Source organism: Pseudomonas sp. SD17-1 (assembly GCF_029201585.1).
GTDB lineage: Bacteria > Pseudomonadota > Gammaproteobacteria > Pseudomonadales > Pseudomonadaceae > Aquipseudomonas > Aquipseudomonas palmensis.
Map to the genome: position 1 here is coordinate 5,449,576 of NZ_CP104044.1, position 17,457 is coordinate 5,467,032.

A 17,457-nucleotide genomic window follows, 5' to 3' on the forward strand; every position below is an offset into this window, starting at 1 on the left:
CAGCGCCCGGTCGGGCGACCACAGCCAGTCTGTGGTTTTAGCCGCTATACTACGCGCCCTCACGATACCCCTGCCCGCTCCGGAGCCCGCATGACCCAGGACCAACTCAAACAGGCTGTCGCCCAGGCCGCTGTCGATTTCATTCTGCCCAAGCTCGATGACAAGAGCATCGTCGGCGTCGGCACCGGTTCGACCGCCAACTGCTTCATCGACGCCCTGGCGCTGCACAAGGGTGCGTTCGATGGTGCGGTCGCCAGCTCCGAGGCCACGGCTGCACGCCTGAAGGGCCACGGCATTCCGGTGTACGAGCTGAACACGGTCAGCGACCTGGAGTTCTATGTGGACGGTGCCGACGAGAGCGACGAGCGCCTGAACCTGATCAAGGGCGGTGGCGCAGCCCTGACCCGCGAGAAGATCGTCGCGGCCGTGGCCAAGACCTTCATCTGCATTGCCGACGCGAGCAAGCTGGTGCCGGTACTGGGCGCCTTCCCGCTGCCGGTCGAGGTGATCCCGATGGCGCGCAGCCATGTGGCACGTCAGCTGGTGAAACTGGGCGGCGACCCGGTGTACCGCGAAGGCGTGGTGACCGACAACGGCAACATCATCCTGGACGTGTTCAACCTGCAGATCACCAACCCGGTGGAGCTGGAAACCCAGATCAACGCGATCGTGGGCGTGGTGACCAACGGCCTGTTCGCGGCGCGCCCGGCGGACCTGCTGCTGCTGGGGACCGCGGACGGCGTGAAGACCCTGACCAAGTAAGCTTGCGGGGCGGCCTCATCGCGGGCCAAGCCCGCTCCCACAGGTTCGGTGTGATCTTGTGGGAGCGGGCTTGACCCGCGATACAGCCTACTCGGTCTTCTTGAATACGTAGAACAGGTTCGGCTCGCTCACCACATACAGCGTCCCGGCATCGTCCAGCGCAATCCCCTCGGCCTGCGGCACGCTCGCCTTCAACCCGGCAGACCCCTTGCGCAGCGACAGGCTGCTGATCGGCTTGCCCTTCACGTCCAGCTCCAGCACCAGTTGCGATTCGTCCGACAGGGCCAGCAGATGCCCGCTGCGCTCGTCGAACTGCAAGCTCGACAGGTCTCTCACGAACAACCGCGAATCACGCTTGCGGTCCTGCACCACGTGCACCGCAAAGGGCTGCTCCGGATTGTCATGGGGAAACCCGTGCACCTCGTAGATCAGCATCGGGTCGCGCTCCTTGGCCACGAACAGGCGCTTGCCGCCCGAGTCGTAGGCCAGCCCCTCGAAACCCTTGTTGCCGTTCAGGCCGATGCCCAGGGTAAGCTGCTCGGCATCCTTGGCATCCAGGAACGCGGTATCGGGCGCCACATGCACCCGGATCAGGCGCTGCTCGCGCTCGTCGGTGATCACGAAACTGCCCGGCCCCACATACTCCACCGCCTCGGGGTCGCCGAAACCGGTCAGGGGGATGCGCCGCACGATGCGCCCCTCCAGCGACAGCTCGATCAGTTCGGGGTTCTTGTTGGTGACCGTGTACAGGCTGTTGCGGTCCGGGTCGAAGGTCAGCGCCGAAATATCCGCCTGCAGCCCCTCGACCGGGCGTGCCTCGACCACCACCTGGTAGCGGCTCAGCCCCATGCCCTGCTCGGCCGGCTGCCACCAGGCCTTGAGGTCGAACCAGGCACGCTCGAACACGCGGTGCTGCTGCCCCGCCACGCCCAGGGCGGCAAGGGCCAGCAGACTGAAAACAAGAAAGACCAGGGGCAGGTAACGACGCATTCGGGAAGACTCGGCAGGGTTCGGGCGTCATCTAACCATAGCCAACTGAATCGAAGCTTAATGCCACTATGCGGGAGTCACTGCTTGCGAAAGCGGTAGAACAGGTTCGGCTCACTGACGATGTACAGGGTGCCCTGGTCGTCCATGGCCACGCCCTCGGCGCGAGGGATGCGCTTTTTCAGGCCGTTGAAACCGCCGAGCAGGGTCATGAAGCTGACCTGCTCGCCCCGCTCGTCCAGCTCCAGCAGCATGTTCGAGTCGGCCGACAGCACCAGCATGTGCCCGGTACGCGGGTCGACCCCCAGCGCCGAGAGGTTGCGCAGGTCCAGCTCGTCACTGGGCAGCGGCTGCTTGTCGCCGGTCAGCGGCGAACGGCCGTCGGTGCGCCAGGTGAACAGCCGCGGCGGACGCTCCTCGCCCAGCACGAGGCGCTGGTTGCGCGGGTCCCAGGCAATCGCCTCGAAGGCCTTGTTCTGATTGGCCGAAGGGCCCAGGTCGTATTGCGTGAAATCCTTGATGTTCAGTGCCTGGGTGCTGTCGTCCAGGCTGACGATGGTCATGGTGTGATCACGCTCGTCGACAATGGCCAACCGCCCGTCCGCCAGCACCGCAACCCCCTCGGGGTTGCTCCAGCCGTGAAGTGGCAGCTTGCGCAACACATCGCCGTCCAGGGTCAGCTCGACCAGGAACGGGTTCTTGCCCATGACGGCGAACAGGGTCTTGCGCTGGGGGTCGTAGGCCAGGTCGGAGGCCTCGTCGTCCTCCATGCCCGGCAGCACCTTGGCGTCGATATCGACCGTATAGCCCGGCAGCCAGATACTGGCCTGCTGTTCGCTCACCGACTCGAAACGCTCCTGCAGCCACAGCAGGCCACGGTCGTCCCAGTGCATGGCGATGGCCACGCCATAGCCGATCACCGCAGCCGTCACCAGCCAGGTAGACCAGCGCAACAGGAGACGACGCTTGCGCACAGGAGGGAGCGAACCGCTGGAAGGATAAGGTGTGGCCATCAGGTATTCCCGTTGTTTTTTTAGCCTGGCACGCAACACGCAGGCACGTTCACAAGGTTGATTCGCGGGGATTATCCGGATCATTTGTGAAAAAAACGGCAACGCCCGATCAAAGGCCGGGGAAAAGGTGGCAGTCGGCTATCGACTGCCACCCGGGGCAGGTCAGCGAACGCTGCCCTCGAAACGGCTCACACCGGGCAGTTCCAGCACCAGCTCATCGCCAGCGCTCAGCGGCCCGACGCCGGCCGGCGTACCGGTGAGGATCACGTCACCCGCCTGCAGCGCGAACTGCGAGGCCATGTGCTGGATCATCGGCACGATCGGGTTGAGCATCAGCGCGCTGTTGCCGTCCTGGCGCACCTCGCCGTTGATGCTCAGGCGAATGCCGATATCGGCCAGGTCCTCGAATGTGCTGCCAACCACGAAGGGCGTCAGCACGCAGGCGCCGTCGAAGCACTTGGCGCGCTCCCAGGGCAGGCCCTTTTCCTTGAGCTGCGCCTGCAGGTCACGCAGGGTCAGGTCCAGTGCCGGGGCGAAGCCGGAGATGGCGTCGAGCACTTCTTCTTCGGTAGGCGCCGGCGACAGCGACTTGCCCAGCAGCACCGCGATTTCCGCCTCGTAGTGCACCGAACCACGCTCGGCCGGGATCTTGAACCCGCCTTCCAGCGATACCACGCAACTGCCCGGCTTGATGAACAGCAGCGGCTCGGTCGGAATCGGGTTGTCGAGCTCTTTGGCGTGCTCGGCGTAGTTGCGACCGATGCACACCACCTTGCCCACCGGCAGATGAGTACGCGTGCCGTCTACATACTGGTGCTGATAGTTCATTGCCGACTCCTGGAACGATGTTATTGGCGCTGCTGGGTTCACTCGACGGCGAAGATCTTGCCCGGGTTCATGATCCCGTTGGGGTCGAACACCGCCTTCACTGCCTTCATGTACTCGATCTCGACCGGCGAACGGCTGTAGGTCAGGTAGTCACGCTTGGTCATGCCCACGCCGTGTTCGGCCGAAATCGAGCCGTTGTACTTCTCTACCGTCTCGAACACCTGCTTGTTGACCACCGCGCAACGGGAGAAGAACTCGTCCTTGCTCATGTCGTCGGGCTTGAGGATGTTCAGGTGCAGGTTGCCGTCGCCGATGTGGCCGTACCACACCACCTCGAAGTCGGGGTAGCGTTCGGCGACGATCGCGTCGATATCCTTGAGGAACGCCGGCACCTTCGACACGGTTACCGAAATGTCGTTCTTGTACGGGGTCCAGTGCGAGATGGTCTCGGAGATGTACTCGCGCAGCTTCCACAGGTTCTGCAGTTGCTGCTGGCTCTGGCTCATCACGCCGTCCAGTACCCAGCCCTGCTCGACGCAGTGCTCGAAGGTGGCCAGGGCTTCGTTGGCCACTTCCTCGGTGCTGGCTTCGAATTCCAGCAGCGCGTAGAACGGGCAATCGGTCTCGAACGGCGCAAGCACGTCACCGCGGCCCAGGACCTTGGCCAGGGCCTTGTCGGAAAGAAATTCGAAGGCGGTCAGGTCGAGCTTGCCACGGAAGGCGTGCAGCACCGGCATGATGGAGTCGAAATCAGGCGTGCCCAGCACCATCGCGGTGAGGTTGTTGGGTGCCCGGTCCAGGCGCATGGTGGCCTCGACCACGAAGCCCAGGGTACCTTCGGCGCCGATGAACAGCTGGCGCAGGTCGTAGCCGGTGGCGTTCTTGATCAGATCCTTGTTCAGCTCGAGCAGGTCGCCCTTGCCGGTCACGACCTTGAGGCCAGCTACCCAGTTGCGGGTCATGCCGTAGCGAATCACCTTGATACCGCCGGCATTGGTGCCGATATTGCCGCCAATCTGGCTGGAACCTGCCGACGCGAAGTCGACCGGGTAGTACAGGCCCTTGTCCTCGGCAAAATTCTGCAGCTGCTCGGTGATCACGCCAGGCTGGCACACCACGCTGCGGTCGAATTCGTTGAAGTCGAGAATCTGGTTCATGTAGTCGAACGCCACCACCACTTCGCCATTGGCGGCTACTGCGGCAGCCGACAGGCCGGTGCGCCCGCCCGACGGCACCAGGGCGACCTGGCGCTGGTTGGCCCAGCGCACGATGGCCTGAACCTGTTCGGTGCTCTTGGGGAACACGATGGCCAGAGGGGCTGGAGCAAAATGCTTGGTCCAGTCCTTGCCGTACGCATCAAGTGAAGCAGCGTCGGTCAGGACCTTTCCAGGCTCAACCAGGGTCATCAGCTCATCCAACAGCGCACGATCGGTCATCTACAGAACTCTCGAACAATTCATGGTCACCCTGAGCACGTTTCACGTGCCAGGGATGGGCGTAAACAGGGGTGCCTATGCTAGCATACGCACCCCCGCAGATCGTGCCGAAAGCCGATGCTGCGAGCGCTTCTTTCCCTGCCATTTTTCTCCGGGACACAGGTTTACGCAGATGAGCAAGACTTCTCTCGATAAGAGCAAGATCAAGTTCCTTCTCCTCGAAGGCGTCCACCAATCCGCCGTGGACGTCCTCAAGGCCGCCGGGTACAGCAACATCGAATACCTCACCGGCTCCCTGCCGGATGCGCAACTGAAGGAAAAGATCGCCGATGCCCACTTCATCGGCATTCGCTCTCGCACCCAGCTGACCGAAGAGGTCTTCGACTGCGCCAAGAAACTGGTCGCTGTCGGCTGTTTCTGCATCGGCACCAACCAGGTCGACCTGGACGCCGCTCGCGAGCGCGGCATCGCCGTGTTCAACGCGCCTTACTCCAACACCCGTTCGGTTGCCGAGCTGGTACTGGCCGAAGCGATCCTGCTGCTGCGCGGCATCCCCGAGAAGAACGCTTCCTGCCACCGTGGCGGCTGGATCAAGAGCGCGGCCAACTCCTTCGAGATCCGTGGCAAGAAGCTGGGCATCGTCGGCTACGGCTCGATCGGCACCCAACTGTCGGTACTGGCCGAAAGCCTGGGCATGCAGGTGTTCTTCTTCGACCCGCTGACCAAGCTGCCGCTGGGCAACGCGACCCAGGTCGCCAGCCTGCACGAGCTGCTGGGCCTGGCCGACATCGTCTCGCTGCACGTTCCTGAGCTGCCATCCACCCAGTGGATGATCGGCGAGAAGGAAATCCGCGCGATGAAAAAGGGCGCGATCCTGATCAACGCCGCCCGTGGCACCGTGGTCGAACTGGACCACCTGGCCGCCGCGATCAAGGACAAGCACCTGATCGGCGCCGCCATCGACGTGTTCCCGGTAGAGCCGCGCTCCAACGACGAGCAGTTCGAAAGCCCGCTGCGTGGCCTGGACAACGTGATCCTGACCCCGCACATCGGTGGTTCCACCGCCGAGGCCCAGGCCAACATCGGCCTGGAAGTGGCCGAGAAGCTGGTCAAGTACAGCGACAACGGTACCTCCGTGTCGTCGGTCAACTTCCCTGAAGTGGCCCTGCCGGCGCACCCGGGCAAGCACCGCCTGCTGCACATCCACCAGAACATTCCGGGCGTGCTCAGCGAGATCAACAAGGTGTTCGCGGAAAACTCGATCAACATCTCCGGTCAGTTCCTGCAGACCAACGAGAAGGTCGGCTACGTGGTGATCGACGTCGATGCCGAGTACTCGGACCTGGCGCAAGAGAAGCTGCAGCACATCAACGGCACCATCCGTTCGCGCGTGCTGTTCTAAACGCTTCGCCGGCAACACCGATACAAATGAAAAAGGCGCCCCTCGGGTCGCCTTTTTTCATGCCCGCGTTTTACTTCACGGTCACGGTGATCTTCTTCGATTCCACGCTTGGCTTGAACGGCACGTGGAACTTGTCGCCCAGCACCAGTTGCAGGGTGTGCTTGCCAGGGGTCAGGGTCAGCTGGGTTTCGGTCTGCGCCTTGCCAAAGTGCAGTACCTGCGGGCCGGCGGGCAGCGGCTGGCCGTTTTCCGGCATCAGGCTGGTGGGCAGCACCTGGTCGGCAGCCGGCGCCTTGTCGACGTCCACCAGCAGGTGATGATGGCCGCTATGCGGGGTGGCGTCGCCGGCCGGCTTGAGTTCCATGCCTTCGATGCCAAACTTGACGGTGAAGGTCTTGTCGACGGTGGCGCCATCGGCCGGGGAAACGATGAATACCTTGGCATCCTTGGGTGGTGCCTGGCTCACCAGGCCTTCGGCGGCGGCCAGCGCGGACACGCCCATCAACAAACCAGCGACGGCAGCACGCGAAAATAGGCTTTTCATTCACTTCTCCTGTGATTTACTTCGGTAACCCTTACCCCTGAATACCAGGGCAACGGTTCATTACGATAGATCAATTGCGCCAAGGCAAGCTTTAAAAAACGCCACGGAAAAATCTTCCCTGGCATCTAACATCCTCGGCCAAGTGCGGTCCTAGACACTGTTCGACCGCGACACACACAAAAAGTCGCGGCGACCGGACTCACTGCCAAAGACCAGGAAAGGGGCTTAGATGCGTTTGACTATTGGGGTACTGCTCACGGCCCTGCTGACCCCGTTGGCCCATGCCGAGCTGATCGACGAGGTCAACGATCGAAATGAACTGCGTATCGCGATCAGCGCCGATTCCTCGACCAATATCCGCAAGCAAGGCCAGTGGACCGGCTTCGAGATCGGGCTGGGCCAGGCGCTGGCCAAGGAGCTGGATGTAGGGGTGGAGTTCGTGCCCGTCGACCATGACGAGTTGCTGGACGGTGTGGAAAGCGGCCGTTACGACATCGCCCTGGACCAGATCACCGCCAGCCCCGAGCTCAAGCAGCGCCTGGGTGTCAGCGAACCCTATACCGACGGTGACGACGACAGACGCTATGTGATGCCCTTCCAGAAGGACAACCCGGCCTTCGAGAAAGCCTTGAACGCCGCCCTGCAGCGCATCAAGGACAACGGGCGCATGACCGAGCTGGCGCAGCAGGCGGCGCGGCCCGCTGTCGAGCCCCAGGCCCAGACCCACACCGAGGCGGCGGATGCTGCCGTGGACACCGACGCACCTTAGGCGTCGAGGGCATCCAGGGCCTGCACGGCCGCGTCCAGCTCCAGTTCGCTGAACACCTGCACCCCGGCCCGGCGCAACAGCGCCGTGGTCACGCCCTCACCTTCCACCCTGGTGCCGCTGAACGTACCGTCATAGGTCAGCCGGTTGCCACAGGACGGGCTGCCCGACTTGAGCACGGCCACCCTTATGGCGTGGCGCTGCACCAGTGCCAGCGCCAGGTGCGCGCCCTGCACGAACGGCGCGGTCACGTCCTCGCCAGCTACCGTCACCACCCGGGCCTGGCCCTCCAGCACCGCACTGCCCTGCCCACCGGGAATTTCCGCAGGTGGCCGCGGGGTCGGCAGGCCGCCGGCGACCTCGGGGCACAACGGCACCACGCGACCCTCCCGCTGCCAGCCCTGGAGCACATCCGGATGCCCGCTGGCGCGACCGTCATAGCGCACCGGCTGCCCCAGCAGGCAGGCGCTGACCAGAACCTTGTGCATGCTAGAAGGGCTCGTTGCCGCGCCGACGGAACCAGCCGGTGAGCGACAACCGCTCGCGGTTGGCCGGCAGCACTTCGTGGGGGATCTCGCCGGAGAGGAACACCACCAGGCAACCGCCGGTCGGCTGCACATCGTGTTCCACATTGTCCTTGAGGGTCATGCGCAACTGCCCGCCATGTTCGGGCAGCCAGTCTTCGTTGAGGTAGATCACCGCCGAGACCATGCGCCGGTCGTCGTCGCGAAAGCGGTCCAGGTGCTTGCGGTAGAAGCCGCCGGGCGGGTACAGGGCGAAGTGGCACTCGAAGTCTTCCAGGCCCAGGAACAGGCCGCGGTTCATCGCTTCGCGCAGGCCGTCCATCAACCCCAGGTACTGGTCACAGGCGTCCGAGTCACCGGGTTCGAGCCACTGGATATGGTCGTTGCGAATACCTTCGCGTACTTCCTGCGCGGGCCCTCGCCCGACCCCCGCAGGGGCCAGTTCACCTTCGGCGGCGCGGCGGCGGCACTCGGCCGCCAGTGCCCGCGTCAGCGGGGCCGGCAGGAACAGGTCGTGCTGCGACCAGCCACGGGTGGCCAGGTCGTCGACGATGCGCGACAGCAAGGGGTGATCAAGGGATATCTGCATGCCGCGCATAGTATCGAGCCGCCAGCAAAACCGACAGCGCCACTTGGCCGAGAGTGTGCATTGGCGTCTCGACAAAGCCCCGCCGGGCCACGGACAATAGCGGCCTGCCGACAGGAGTCCTGAATGCGCCGTTTGTTTTTTCTGCTGTTGATGATCTGCACCACGCCTGTCCTGGCAGATACCCACGACCAACTGTACAAGGTTGCCGGGTGGCCGGAGCAGCGCGCCCACTTCACCGATGCCCTCGATGCCGCCCAGCAGCGCTATCGCAACAGCCTGCCGCCTGCAGTCTTCCAGGCCCTGGTGAACAACAGCAACCAGCGTTTCGAACCCACCGCCGTCGACCGCCGCGCCGAAGCCCAGTTGCGCGCCAACCTCAGCGACCCCAAGCCTGCGCTGGCGTTTTTTCAATCCCCCCTGGGGCGCAAGATCGTGGCGGCCGAGCTGCTGGCCACCCGCCGTGACCAGTTGGCCAAGAATGCCAAGGGCCTGCCCAAGATCGAGGCCAGCGACAGCCGCCTGCTGATCATCGGCCACCTGGCCCAGGCCCTGCCGGCCCGCGAGGCCGGGGCCGAGGTCAGCCTGGCGATTGCCGGGGTGGCGGCCGACAGCCTGAGCCAGATGATCCCCGGCCTGCTCGGTGGCAGCCAGGCCCAGGGCCTGCTCGACGGGCAGCGCCAGCGCCTGATGCAGCAGATCGAGGCCGACCTGAACAACACCCTGCTGTATGTGTATCGCGGGCTGTCGGATGCCGAACTCGACGCCTTTGCAAGCTTTGCCGAATCGCCCGAAGGCAAGGCGTACTATGCCGCCGCCCTGGCCGCAATCCGGGCTGGCCTGGCGGTCGGTCAGAGCACCTCCGACCTGCAGTGATCAGCCCAGGCGCTGGCCGATGAAGGCAAAGTAGTCTCGGCGTATTGCCGGCAGCTCGTTGACCAGGTGGTGGCGGGCTTCGGGCATCAGCAGAATCTGCGGTTCGGCGAACTTGGCCTTGAGCACCTCAAGGTTGTACGGCCAGTCAACGGTCATGTCGGCCTGCCCCTGCACGATCAGCGGCTGGCGCGGGCTGCATGGCGCCACCTCGATACGCTTGACCCACGCCATCAGCGCCCCGACCCAGGCAGTGGGCAGGCGCCGCGGCTGCAGCGGGTCGGCCTGCAGGAACGGCAAAAAGGTAGGGTCGTTGCTGTTCTCGCTGAAGCGCCGCTCGATGCCGGTGACGAAGTGGCGCAGCACCTGATAGCTGAATTTCGACCAGCGCCACGCACGCGGGCGTACCAGCGGCGCCAGCAGGATCACCTGGCCCTGGGCCGGGCTGTGCGCGCCGTGATGCAGCAGGTGGTCGACCAGGATGGCGCCGCCGGTGCTCTGCCCACACAGGTGCCAGGGTTGCGGCAGGTTCAGCGCCTGGCCCTGCTCGAACAGCGCCTGCAGCACGTCCTGATACACCGCAAAGTCATCGATGCTGGCGCGCTCGCCACTGGACAGCCCATGACCCGGCAGGTCGCAGGCGATGACCGCGAACTGCCGGGCCAGAGCCCATTCGATGGCGTGGCGGTAGAGGCCCATGTGGTCGTAGAAACCGTGCAGCAATACCAGCGTCGCCACAGGCGCGGCGGGCAGCCAGACCTGGGCGACCAGCTCGAAGCCTGCGGTGTCGAAACGCCCCAGCCAGCTGTCGACGCCGGGAATGTCCAGGCTGTAGAAATGCCGGTACGCCTGCGCCTGGGTCGACAACGGCTGACGCGCGGCCAGCGGTTGCAGGCTGGCACGCAGGGAGTCGGGCTGGAATGACGCGGGCATGGAAGTTACCAACAACGGGGCAAAGGATTGACCTGTGATATTCATCTGTTGCGAACGGCGTGGCAAGCTGGGGGACTTTTTTGTTGCCTGTGCCGCCCCCTCGCCCGTAGGCGCCGGCCTTGCCGGCGAAAAGATACACCCCTTTCCAGAATTGGTACCCCCGATGCCCCGCCACCTGCTCACCGGACTCACCCTGCTCCTCTGCGCCGCCGGCCTGTGGTGGGCCTACGACAGCTTCCAGGGCCGCTACCTGCGCCCCTTCGACAACCACACCGCACTGTTCGCCGGCGACACTCTGCGCCTGCCAGAAGACATCGCCGGCCCCGGCCCCGTCCGCCTGGTGCACTTCTGGGACCCGGCCTGCCCCTGCAACGTCGGCAACCAGCAGCACCTGGCCGAGCTGACCGAGCACTTCGCCGCCCAGGGCGTGGAGTTCTACGTGGTGCAAAAGCCCGGTACCCACGGCCAACTGCCCGCCACCCTCGGCGCGCTCAAGCCACTGGCCGATCTGCCCGGCGCCGAGCACCTGCCGGCAAGCCCTGCGGTTGCGATCTGGGACCGCAACGGCCAGCTCGCCTACTTCGGCCCCTACAGCGAGGGTGCCACGTGCAATTCGAGCAACAGCTTCATCGAGCCCATTCTGCTGGCCCTCACCCAGGGCCGCAGCGTGAACGCCACCCACACCCTGGCGGTGGGCTGCTATTGCCCCTGGGCCGGCTAGCGTACCCGTGCCGGATTGCCCATCGCTGTCGCCCCCGCCGGCACATCGCGGGTCACCACTGCGCCCGCGCCGATGATCGCATCATCACCAATGCTCACCCCTGGCAGAATCAGCGCACCGGCACCGATCCACACGTTGCTGCCGATGTTCACCGGGCGCCCGCTCTCCAGCCCCGAACGGCGGATGGCCGGATCGCGCGGATGGTCGGCGGTGAGGATCTGCACACCGGGGCCGATCTGGCAGTCATCGCCGATGTGCACCTGCACCACGTCGAGGATCACGCAGTTGAAGTTGACGAACACGTTGGCGCCCAGCGTGATGTTGTAGCCGTAGTCGCAATGAAACGGCGGCCGGATCACCGCGCCTGCCCCCACCTTGGCGAAGTGCTCGACCAGCAGGGCATGACGCTGCTCGTTGAGCAGTTCGGGGGAATGGTTGTAGCGGTACATCCAGTGCTTGTTGGCGATCTGCTCGGCCTGCAGCTCGGGACAGCCGGCATGATAGAGCTGGCCGGCGAGCATTTTCTGCTTTTCACTGAGGTTCATCGGACCGTGGCTTCCTGGGATGGGTTAAGTTGCAGGGTCTATCCTGTGCCGAACATCTGACCGGCCAGGGCAAGGAACGATCCTCGCACAAGGAGCCCCGATGAAACGCAGCCTTACCCTTCTTGCGGTGCTCATCGCCGCCGTCGCCGGCGGCGGCTACTGGTATGCCCACAGCAAGTTGCCGCAACGCACCGGCGAAGTCACCGTGGCCGGCCTGCAGGCGCCGGTGAGCGTGCGCTACGACCAGCGCGGCGTACCGCACATCCAGGCGCAGAACGAAACCGACCTGTACCGCGCACTGGGCTACGTGCACGCCCAGGACCGCCTGTTCCAGATGGAAATCACCCGGCGCCTGGCCAATGGCGAACTGGCCGAGGTACTGGGCCCCAAGCTGGTGGAGACCGACACCCTGTTCCGCAGCCTGCGCATTGCCGAGCAGGCGCGCAGCATGGTCGCCCGCCAGGACAGGCAATCCCCGGCCTGGCTGGCCCTGCAAGCCTACCTGGAGGGCGTGAACGCCTGGCAGGACTCGCACCCCAGGCCCGTGGAGTTCGATGTGCTGGGCATCACACCGCGCCCGTTCACCGCCGAGGACACCCTGAGCATCGCAGGGTTCATGGCCTACAGCTTCGCCGCCGCGTTTCGTACCGAGCCGCTGCTGACCTACGTGCGCGATCACCTGGGCAAGTACTACCTCAGCGACTTCGACCTGGGTTGGGACCCCGAAGGCGCGGTGCAGACCCCGCCACACCTGGCCGCCGCCGACTGGCGCAGCCTGGGCCGCATCGCCCAGGTCAGCCACCAGGCGCTGGGCGATGCGGGCCTGCCGCAATTCGAGGGCAGCAACGCCTGGGCCGTCAGCGGCAGGCTCACCGCCAGTGGCAAGCCGCTGCTGGCGGGCGACCCGCATATTCGCTTCTCGGTGCCGTCGGTGTGGTACGAGGCCGAACTGTCGGCGCCGGGCTTTCACCTGTACGGCTACCACCAGGCGCTGAACCCGTTCGCCTCGCTGGGACACAACCGCGAGTTCGGCTGGAGCCTGACCATGTTCCAGAACGACGACCTCGACCTGATCGCCGAGCAGGTCAACCCGGACAACCCCGAACAGGTGAAGATCCACGGCCAGTGGCACGACCTCACCTCCACCCAGCAGCAGGTCCGGATCAAGGGGGAAGACCCGCTCACCCTCACCCTGCGCCGCTCGCCGCACGGGCCGATCATCAACCCCGCCGTCAGTGGGCATGAAAACGGCACGCCGATCGCGATGTGGTGGGCATTCCTGGAAACCGAGAACCCGATCCTGGAAGCCTTCTACGACATCAACCGCGCCAACACCCTGGACAGGATGCGTGCGGCCGCCGCCAAGATCCACGCCCCCGGCCTCAACCTGGTATGGGCCAACGCACAGGGCGATATCGGCTGGTGGGCGGCAGCGCAGTTGCCGATCCGTCCGGATGGGGTGAACCCGGCGTTCATTCTCGACGGCAGCACGGCCCAGGCCGACAAGCTCGGCTTCTACCCGTTCAGCGCCAACCCGCAGCAGGAGAACCCCGCCGCGGGCTACATCGTCTCGGCCAACTTCCAGCCGGTGTCGCCCACCGGCATGGTCATCCCCGGCTACTACAACCCGCCGGACCGCGGCCGCCAGCTCAACAACAACCTGGCCTCGCCCGGCGTGAAGTGGGACCTGCACAACAGCCAGGCATTGCAGCTGGACACGGCCACCGCCTATGGCCCGCACCTGCTCACACCGCTGCTGTCGGTACTGCGCCAGGTGGTCACCGACGTACACGAGCGCGAGCTGGTCGAGCAACTGGCCGCGTGGCACGGCGACTACCCGGTGGAATCGACCAGCGCCACGCTGTTCAACCAGCTGCTGTACGAATTCGCCCGCGCCGCCACCCATGACGAGCTCGGTGACGAATGGTTCGAGACGCTGCTGTCGACGCGCATGGTGGATACCTTGCTGCCGCGCCTGGCCGCGGACGTGGATTCGCAGTGGTGGGCGCGCAAGGGCAGCAACGCGCACAGTGACCGCGAAACGGTGGTCAAGCTGGCCTGGGACAACACCTTGGCGCACCTGCGCACCACCCTGGGCAAGGACCCGGCGAACTGGCAGTGGGGCAAGGCGCACACGTTGACCCACGGGCACCCGCTGGGTGCGCAGAAGCCGCTGAACCTGCTGTTCAACGTGGGGCCATTCGCGGCGCCGGGCGCGCATGAGGTACCGAACAACCTGTCGTCCAGAATCGGCCCGGCACCGTGGCCGGTGACCTACGGGCCATCGACGCGGCGCGTGATCGATTTCGCCGATGCGGGGACGGCGCTGAGCATCAACCCGCTCGGGCAGAGCGGCGTGGTGTTCGACAGGCACTATGCCGATCAGGCGCAGGACTATATCGACGGCAGGTATCAGCGGGCGCTGATGGGGTTGGCGGGGGAGACCGAGGGGACGTTGCGGCTGGTGCCCTAGTGCTGCTGTGCAGCCCATCGCGGGTCACGCCCGCTCCCACAGGGGTCTGCGGTGTTCGCAAAACCTGTGGGAGCGGGCGTGACCCGTGATGGCTTTTTCAGATCAGGCCGAGACCTGCGCCGCAGTGGCGCGGCGCACGTCCGGCTGCTTCCACGAGTCCGCGGCGCTTTCTTCGATGGCTTGCTGGATCGCGCGCTTGCGGCGCTCTTCGGCACGGCGGCTGAAGTACCAGACCATGAAGGTCACCAGCGACACGCTGAGCAGGATCAGGCTGGCCACCGCGTTGATCTCCGGCTTCACGCCCAGGCGCACCGCCGAGAACACTTCCATCGGCAAGGTGGTCGAACCCGGCCCGGACACGAAGCTGGCCAGCACCAGGTCGTCCAGCGACAGTGCGAACGACATCATGCCGCCCGCCGCCAGCGACGGCGCGATCATCGGGATGGTGATCAGGAAGAACACCTTCCACGGCCGCGCGCCCAGGTCCATGGCCGCCTCTTCGATGGACAGGTCCAGCTCGCGCAGGCGAGCCGACACCACCACCGCCACATAGGCGGCGCAGAACGTGGTGTGAGCGATCCAGATGGTGACGATGCCGCGCTCCTGCGGCCAGCCGATCATCTGCGCCATGGCCACGAACAGCAGCAACAGCGACAGACCGGTGATCACCTCAGGCATTACCAGCGGTGCGGTGACCAGGCCACCGAACAGCGTGCGCCCCTTGAAGCGGGTCACACGGGTCAGTACGAACGCCGCCAGGGTACCCAGCGCCACCGCGGCCACCGCGGTGTAGCAGGCGATCTCCAGCGAGCGCATCACCGAGCCCATCAGCTGGGTGTTGTCGAGCAGGCCCACGTACCACTTCACCGACCAGCCCCCCCACACCGTCACCAGCTTGGAGGCGTTGAACGAGTAGATCACCAGGATCAGCATGGGCAGGTAGATGAACAGCAGGCCTACCACCAACATCAGTTTGGAGAAACTGAAACGCTTCATGCCCTGCCCTCCATCTCTTTGGCCTGGCTGCGGTTGAACAGCAGGATGGGCACGATCAGGATTGCCAGCATCACCACCGCCAGGGCGGATGCCACCGGCCAGTCACGGTTGTTGAAGAATTCCTGCCACAGCACCTTGCCGATCATCAGGGTTTCCGGACCGCCCAGCAGCTCGGGGATCACGAACTCGCCCACCACCGGGATGAACACCAGCATGCAGCCGGCCACGATGCCGTTCTTGGACAGCGGCACGGTGATTTTCCAGAAGCTGTTGAAGGTGCTCGAACCCAGGTCGGACGCCGCTTCCAGCAGGCTCTGGTCGTGTTTGACCAGGTTGGCGTAGAGCGGCAGGATCATGAACGGCAGGTACGAATAGACCACGCCGATGTACACCGCCAGGTTGGTGTTGAGGATCTGCAGCGGCTGATCGATCAGCCCCAGCCACATCAGGAAGGCATTGAGCAGCCCGTTGTTGCTGAGGATGCCCATCCACGCATACACGCGGATCAGGATCGCCGTCCAGGTCGGCATCATGATCAGCAGCAGCAACACGGTCTGCATTTCCTTGCGCGCGTTGGCGATGGCATAGGCCATCGGGTAGCCGATCGCCAGGCACAGGATCGTGCTGATCAGGGCCATCTTCAACGAGCCCAGGTAGGCCGCGATGTACAGCTCGTCCTCGGTCAACAGGCCATAGTTGGCCAGGTTGAGTACCAGCTGCACCTTGTCTTCGAGGTAGGTGAAGATCTCGGTGTACGGCGGGATCGCCACGTCGGCTTCGGCAAAGCTGATCTTCAGCACGATGAAGAACGGCAGCATGAAGAACAGGAACAGCCACAGGAACGGCACCCCGATCACCAGGTGACGCCCTTCGGGTATCAATCGCTGAAACGCTCGCTTGAGCTTGCGCGCTGTCATGACCGCAGGACCACGCCGCTGTCGTCTTCCCACCACACGTAGACCTGGTCATCCCAGGTCGGCCGGGTGCCCTGGCGCTCGGCGTTGGCGACGAACGACTGCACGATCTTGCCGCCTGGCAGCTCCACGTAGAACACCGAATGGCCACCCAGGTAGGCGATGTCGTGCACCTTGCCATGGGACCAGTTGAACTCGAAGCTCGGCTGCTCGGTGGTCACCAGCAGTTTTTCCGGACGCAGCGCATAGGTGATGCGCTTGTCTTCGACCGAGGTGGTCACACCGTGGCCCACGTAGATCTTGCGCTCGAGCTCGGGGCTGGCGATCAGCGCGTGGCCCTCGGCGTCCTCGACCACTTCGCCTTCGAACAGGTTGACGTTGCCGATGAACTCGCACACCAGGCGGCTGGTGGGGGTTTCGTAGATATCGATGGGGCTGCCGATCTGGGCAATCCAGCCCAGGTGCATGATCGCGATGCGCTGGGCCATGGTCATGGCCTCTTCCTGGTCGTGGGTCACCATCACGCAGGTCACGCCCACGCGCTCGATGATCTCCACCAGCTCCAGCTGCATCTGCGAACGCAGTTTCTTGTCCAGCGCGCCCATCGGCTCATCGAGCAGCAGCAGCTTGGGCCGCTTGGCCAGCGAACGGGCCAGGGCCACACGCTGGCGCTGGCCACCGGAGAGCTGGTGCGGCTTGCGCTTGGCGTACTGGGTCATGTGCACCAGCTTGAGCATCTCGGCCACCCGCGCCTCGATCTCGTCCTTGCTCATGCGGTCCTGCTTGAGGCCGAAGGCGATGTTGTCGGCCACGCTCATGTGCGGGAACAGCGCGTAGGACTGGAACATCATGTTGATCGGCCGCTCGTAGGGCGGCATATCGGTGATGTCCACGCCATCGAGGAAGATCCGCCCTTCGGTCGGGCGCTCGAACCCTGCCAGCATGCGCAGCAAGGTGGACTTGCCCGAGCCGGAGCCACCGAGCAGCGCGAAGATCTCGCCCTTCTTGATCTCCAGGGACACATCGTCCACCGCTACGGTTTCGTCGAACTTCTTTGTAACCCGGTCGATCTTGACCAGCACCTGTTTAGGTTGCTGATCGCCTTCTAGGGCTTTCTTATAGGCACCGGAGGCAACTGCCATGTGTGAAACTCC

Annotated in this window: 18 protein-coding genes; 6 read left to right on the forward strand and 12 right to left on the reverse strand. The window is 64.6% G+C overall.

Annotated features, from left to right (window positions below; genetic code table 11):
* Positions 1-90 precede the first annotated feature (90 nt).
* The gene (gene rpiA, locus N0B28_RS24925; RefSeq protein WP_058541765.1) at positions 91-762 is read left to right on the forward strand and encodes a ribose-5-phosphate isomerase RpiA; all 672 of its coding nucleotides are present in this window, start codon (positions 91-93) and stop codon (positions 760-762) included.
* 87 nt (positions 763-849) lie between these two features.
* Here the strand turns inward: rpiA and N0B28_RS24930 are convergent, their stop codons facing one another.
* From N0B28_RS24930 to N0B28_RS24945, 4 genes are all read right to left on the reverse strand, one after another.
* Positions 850-1,752 carry an SdiA-regulated domain-containing protein gene (locus N0B28_RS24930; RefSeq protein ID WP_058541764.1) on the reverse strand — a complete coding sequence of 301 codons (903 nt, stop codon included), beginning with the start codon at positions 1,750-1,752 and terminating at the stop codon, positions 850-852.
* Between the two features lie 77 nt (positions 1,753-1,829).
* On the reverse strand, positions 1,830-2,762 hold the full coding sequence (locus N0B28_RS24935) for an SdiA-regulated domain-containing protein (protein WP_043863443.1): 933 nt from the start codon (positions 2,760-2,762) through the stop codon (positions 1,830-1,832).
* 162 nt (positions 2,763-2,924) lie between these two features.
* On the reverse strand, positions 2,925-3,590 hold the full coding sequence (locus N0B28_RS24940; RefSeq protein ID WP_043863442.1) for a fumarylacetoacetate hydrolase family protein: 666 nt from the start codon (positions 3,588-3,590) through the stop codon (positions 2,925-2,927).
* Positions 3,591-3,628: 38 nt separating this feature from the next.
* Positions 3,629-5,026, reverse strand: a complete 1,398-nt coding sequence (locus N0B28_RS24945) for an FAD-binding oxidoreductase (RefSeq protein ID WP_275729436.1) — start codon at positions 5,024-5,026, stop codon at positions 3,629-3,631.
* A 172-nt stretch (positions 5,027-5,198) separates the two neighbouring features.
* On the opposite strand from N0B28_RS24945, the gene serA reads away from it, so the two are divergent.
* Entirely contained in the window at positions 5,199-6,428 is a 1,230-nt protein-coding gene (serA, locus tag N0B28_RS24950; protein ID WP_043863440.1) for a phosphoglycerate dehydrogenase, read from the forward strand.
* A gap of 70 nt (positions 6,429-6,498) precedes the next feature.
* Here serA and N0B28_RS24955 read toward each other — a convergent pair whose 3' ends face one another.
* Positions 6,499-6,972 (reverse strand): DUF4399 domain-containing protein, encoded by a 474-nt coding sequence (locus tag N0B28_RS24955; RefSeq protein ID WP_058541763.1) that lies wholly within the window; start codon positions 6,970-6,972, stop codon positions 6,499-6,501.
* 229 nt (positions 6,973-7,201) lie between these two features.
* On the opposite strand from N0B28_RS24955, the gene N0B28_RS24960 reads away from it, so the two are divergent.
* On the forward strand, positions 7,202-7,741 hold the full coding sequence (locus N0B28_RS24960) for a transporter substrate-binding domain-containing protein (RefSeq protein WP_116052395.1): 540 nt from the start codon (positions 7,202-7,204) through the stop codon (positions 7,739-7,741).
* Here N0B28_RS24960 and N0B28_RS24965 read toward each other — a convergent pair.
* Together N0B28_RS24965 and N0B28_RS24970 are read right to left on the reverse strand one after the other, a co-directional pair.
* Positions 7,738-8,226, reverse strand: a complete 489-nt coding sequence (locus N0B28_RS24965) for a DUF523 domain-containing protein (protein ID WP_229588982.1) — start codon at positions 8,224-8,226, stop codon at positions 7,738-7,740. The genes N0B28_RS24960 and N0B28_RS24965 overlap by 4 nt on opposite strands.
* A gap of 1 nt (position 8,227) precedes the next feature.
* Entirely contained in the window at positions 8,228-8,860 is a 633-nt protein-coding gene (locus tag N0B28_RS24970; protein WP_043863436.1) for a 2OG-Fe(II) oxygenase, read from the reverse strand.
* Between the two features lie 114 nt (positions 8,861-8,974).
* Here N0B28_RS24970 and N0B28_RS24975 point away from each other — a divergent pair, with 114 nt between their 5' ends.
* Positions 8,975-9,724 carry a DUF2059 domain-containing protein gene (locus N0B28_RS24975; protein ID WP_054915516.1) on the forward strand — a complete coding sequence of 250 codons (750 nt, stop codon included), beginning with the start codon at positions 8,975-8,977 and terminating at the stop codon, positions 9,722-9,724.
* Here the strand turns inward: N0B28_RS24975 and N0B28_RS24980 are convergent, their stop codons facing one another.
* Positions 9,725-10,654: an alpha/beta hydrolase gene (locus tag N0B28_RS24980; RefSeq protein WP_058541761.1), complete on the reverse strand. Its 930-nt coding sequence runs from the start codon at positions 10,652-10,654 to the stop codon at positions 9,725-9,727.
* 163 nt (positions 10,655-10,817) lie between these two features.
* Between N0B28_RS24980 and N0B28_RS24985 the strand changes: the two genes are divergently transcribed.
* On the forward strand, positions 10,818-11,375 hold the full coding sequence (locus N0B28_RS24985) for a DUF6436 domain-containing protein (protein ID WP_043863433.1): 558 nt from the start codon (positions 10,818-10,820) through the stop codon (positions 11,373-11,375).
* Here N0B28_RS24985 and N0B28_RS24990 read toward each other — a convergent pair.
* Entirely contained in the window at positions 11,372-11,920 is a 549-nt protein-coding gene (locus N0B28_RS24990) for a sugar O-acetyltransferase (RefSeq protein ID WP_043863432.1), read from the reverse strand. The genes N0B28_RS24985 and N0B28_RS24990 overlap by 4 nt on opposite strands.
* Before the next feature lie 100 nt (positions 11,921-12,020).
* On the opposite strand from N0B28_RS24990, the gene N0B28_RS24995 reads away from it, so the two are divergent.
* Entirely contained in the window at positions 12,021-14,393 is a 2,373-nt protein-coding gene (locus N0B28_RS24995; RefSeq protein WP_275729445.1) for a penicillin acylase family protein, read from the forward strand.
* Positions 14,394-14,495: 102 nt separating this feature from the next.
* Here the strand turns inward: N0B28_RS24995 and N0B28_RS25000 are convergent, their stop codons facing one another.
* The 3 genes from N0B28_RS25000 to potA are packed head-to-tail and all read right to left on the reverse strand — an operon-like array spanning position 14,496 to position 17,445.
* On the reverse strand, positions 14,496-15,389 hold the full coding sequence (locus N0B28_RS25000; protein ID WP_043863430.1) for an ABC transporter permease subunit: 894 nt from the start codon (positions 15,387-15,389) through the stop codon (positions 14,496-14,498).
* Positions 15,386-16,267, reverse strand: coding sequence for an ABC transporter permease subunit (locus tag N0B28_RS25005; RefSeq protein WP_173925095.1), 882 nt, complete (start codon positions 16,265-16,267; stop codon positions 15,386-15,388). Before N0B28_RS25005 ends, N0B28_RS25000 begins: the two co-directional genes overlap by 4 nt.
* 35 nt (positions 16,268-16,302) lie before the next feature.
* Positions 16,303-17,445, reverse strand: a complete 1,143-nt coding sequence (gene potA, locus N0B28_RS25010) for a polyamine ABC transporter ATP-binding protein (RefSeq protein ID WP_043863428.1) — start codon at positions 17,443-17,445, stop codon at positions 16,303-16,305.
* Positions 17,446-17,457: the final 12 nt, after the last annotated feature.

What these genes read in the sequence shown, in the direction of transcription:
- N0B28_RS24990 (WP_043863432.1), bottom strand. Translation starts at nt 11,920, where the DNA reads ATGAACCTCAGTGAAAAGCAGAAAATGCTCGCCGGCCAGCTCTATCAT.
- serA (WP_043863440.1), top strand. Translation starts at nt 5,199, where the DNA reads ATGAGCAAGACTTCTCTCGATAAGAGCAAGATCAAGTTCCTTCTCCTC.
- N0B28_RS25000 (WP_043863430.1), bottom strand. Translation starts at nt 15,389, where the DNA reads ATGAAGCGTTTCAGTTTCTCCAAACTGATGTTGGTGGTAGGCCTGCTG.
- N0B28_RS24955 (WP_058541763.1), bottom strand. Translation starts at nt 6,972, where the DNA reads ATGAAAAGCCTATTTTCGCGTGCTGCCGTCGCTGGTTTGTTGATGGGC.
- N0B28_RS24960 (WP_116052395.1), top strand. Translation starts at nt 7,202, where the DNA reads ATGCGTTTGACTATTGGGGTACTGCTCACGGCCCTGCTGACCCCGTTG.
- N0B28_RS24980 (WP_058541761.1), bottom strand. Translation starts at nt 10,654, where the DNA reads ATGCCCGCGTCATTCCAGCCCGACTCCCTGCGTGCCAGCCTGCAACCG.
- rpiA (WP_058541765.1), top strand. Translation starts at nt 91, where the DNA reads ATGACCCAGGACCAACTCAAACAGGCTGTCGCCCAGGCCGCTGTCGAT.
- N0B28_RS24930 (WP_058541764.1), bottom strand. Translation starts at nt 1,752, where the DNA reads ATGCGTCGTTACCTGCCCCTGGTCTTTCTTGTTTTCAGTCTGCTGGCC.
- N0B28_RS24965 (WP_229588982.1), bottom strand. Translation starts at nt 8,226, where the DNA reads ATGCACAAGGTTCTGGTCAGCGCCTGCCTGCTGGGGCAGCCGGTGCGC.
- N0B28_RS24970 (WP_043863436.1), bottom strand. Translation starts at nt 8,860, where the DNA reads ATGCGCGGCATGCAGATATCCCTTGATCACCCCTTGCTGTCGCGCATC.
- potA (WP_043863428.1), bottom strand. Translation starts at nt 17,445, where the DNA reads ATGGCAGTTGCCTCCGGTGCCTATAAGAAAGCCCTAGAAGGCGATCAG.
- N0B28_RS24995 (WP_275729445.1), top strand. Translation starts at nt 12,021, where the DNA reads ATGAAACGCAGCCTTACCCTTCTTGCGGTGCTCATCGCCGCCGTCGCC.
- N0B28_RS24945 (WP_275729436.1), bottom strand. Translation starts at nt 5,026, where the DNA reads ATGACCGATCGTGCGCTGTTGGATGAGCTGATGACCCTGGTTGAGCCT.
- N0B28_RS24940 (WP_043863442.1), bottom strand. Translation starts at nt 3,590, where the DNA reads ATGAACTATCAGCACCAGTATGTAGACGGCACGCGTACTCATCTGCCG.
- N0B28_RS24985 (WP_043863433.1), top strand. Translation starts at nt 10,818, where the DNA reads ATGCCCCGCCACCTGCTCACCGGACTCACCCTGCTCCTCTGCGCCGCC.
- N0B28_RS24935 (WP_043863443.1), bottom strand. Translation starts at nt 2,762, where the DNA reads ATGGCCACACCTTATCCTTCCAGCGGTTCGCTCCCTCCTGTGCGCAAG.
- N0B28_RS24975 (WP_054915516.1), top strand. Translation starts at nt 8,975, where the DNA reads ATGCGCCGTTTGTTTTTTCTGCTGTTGATGATCTGCACCACGCCTGTC.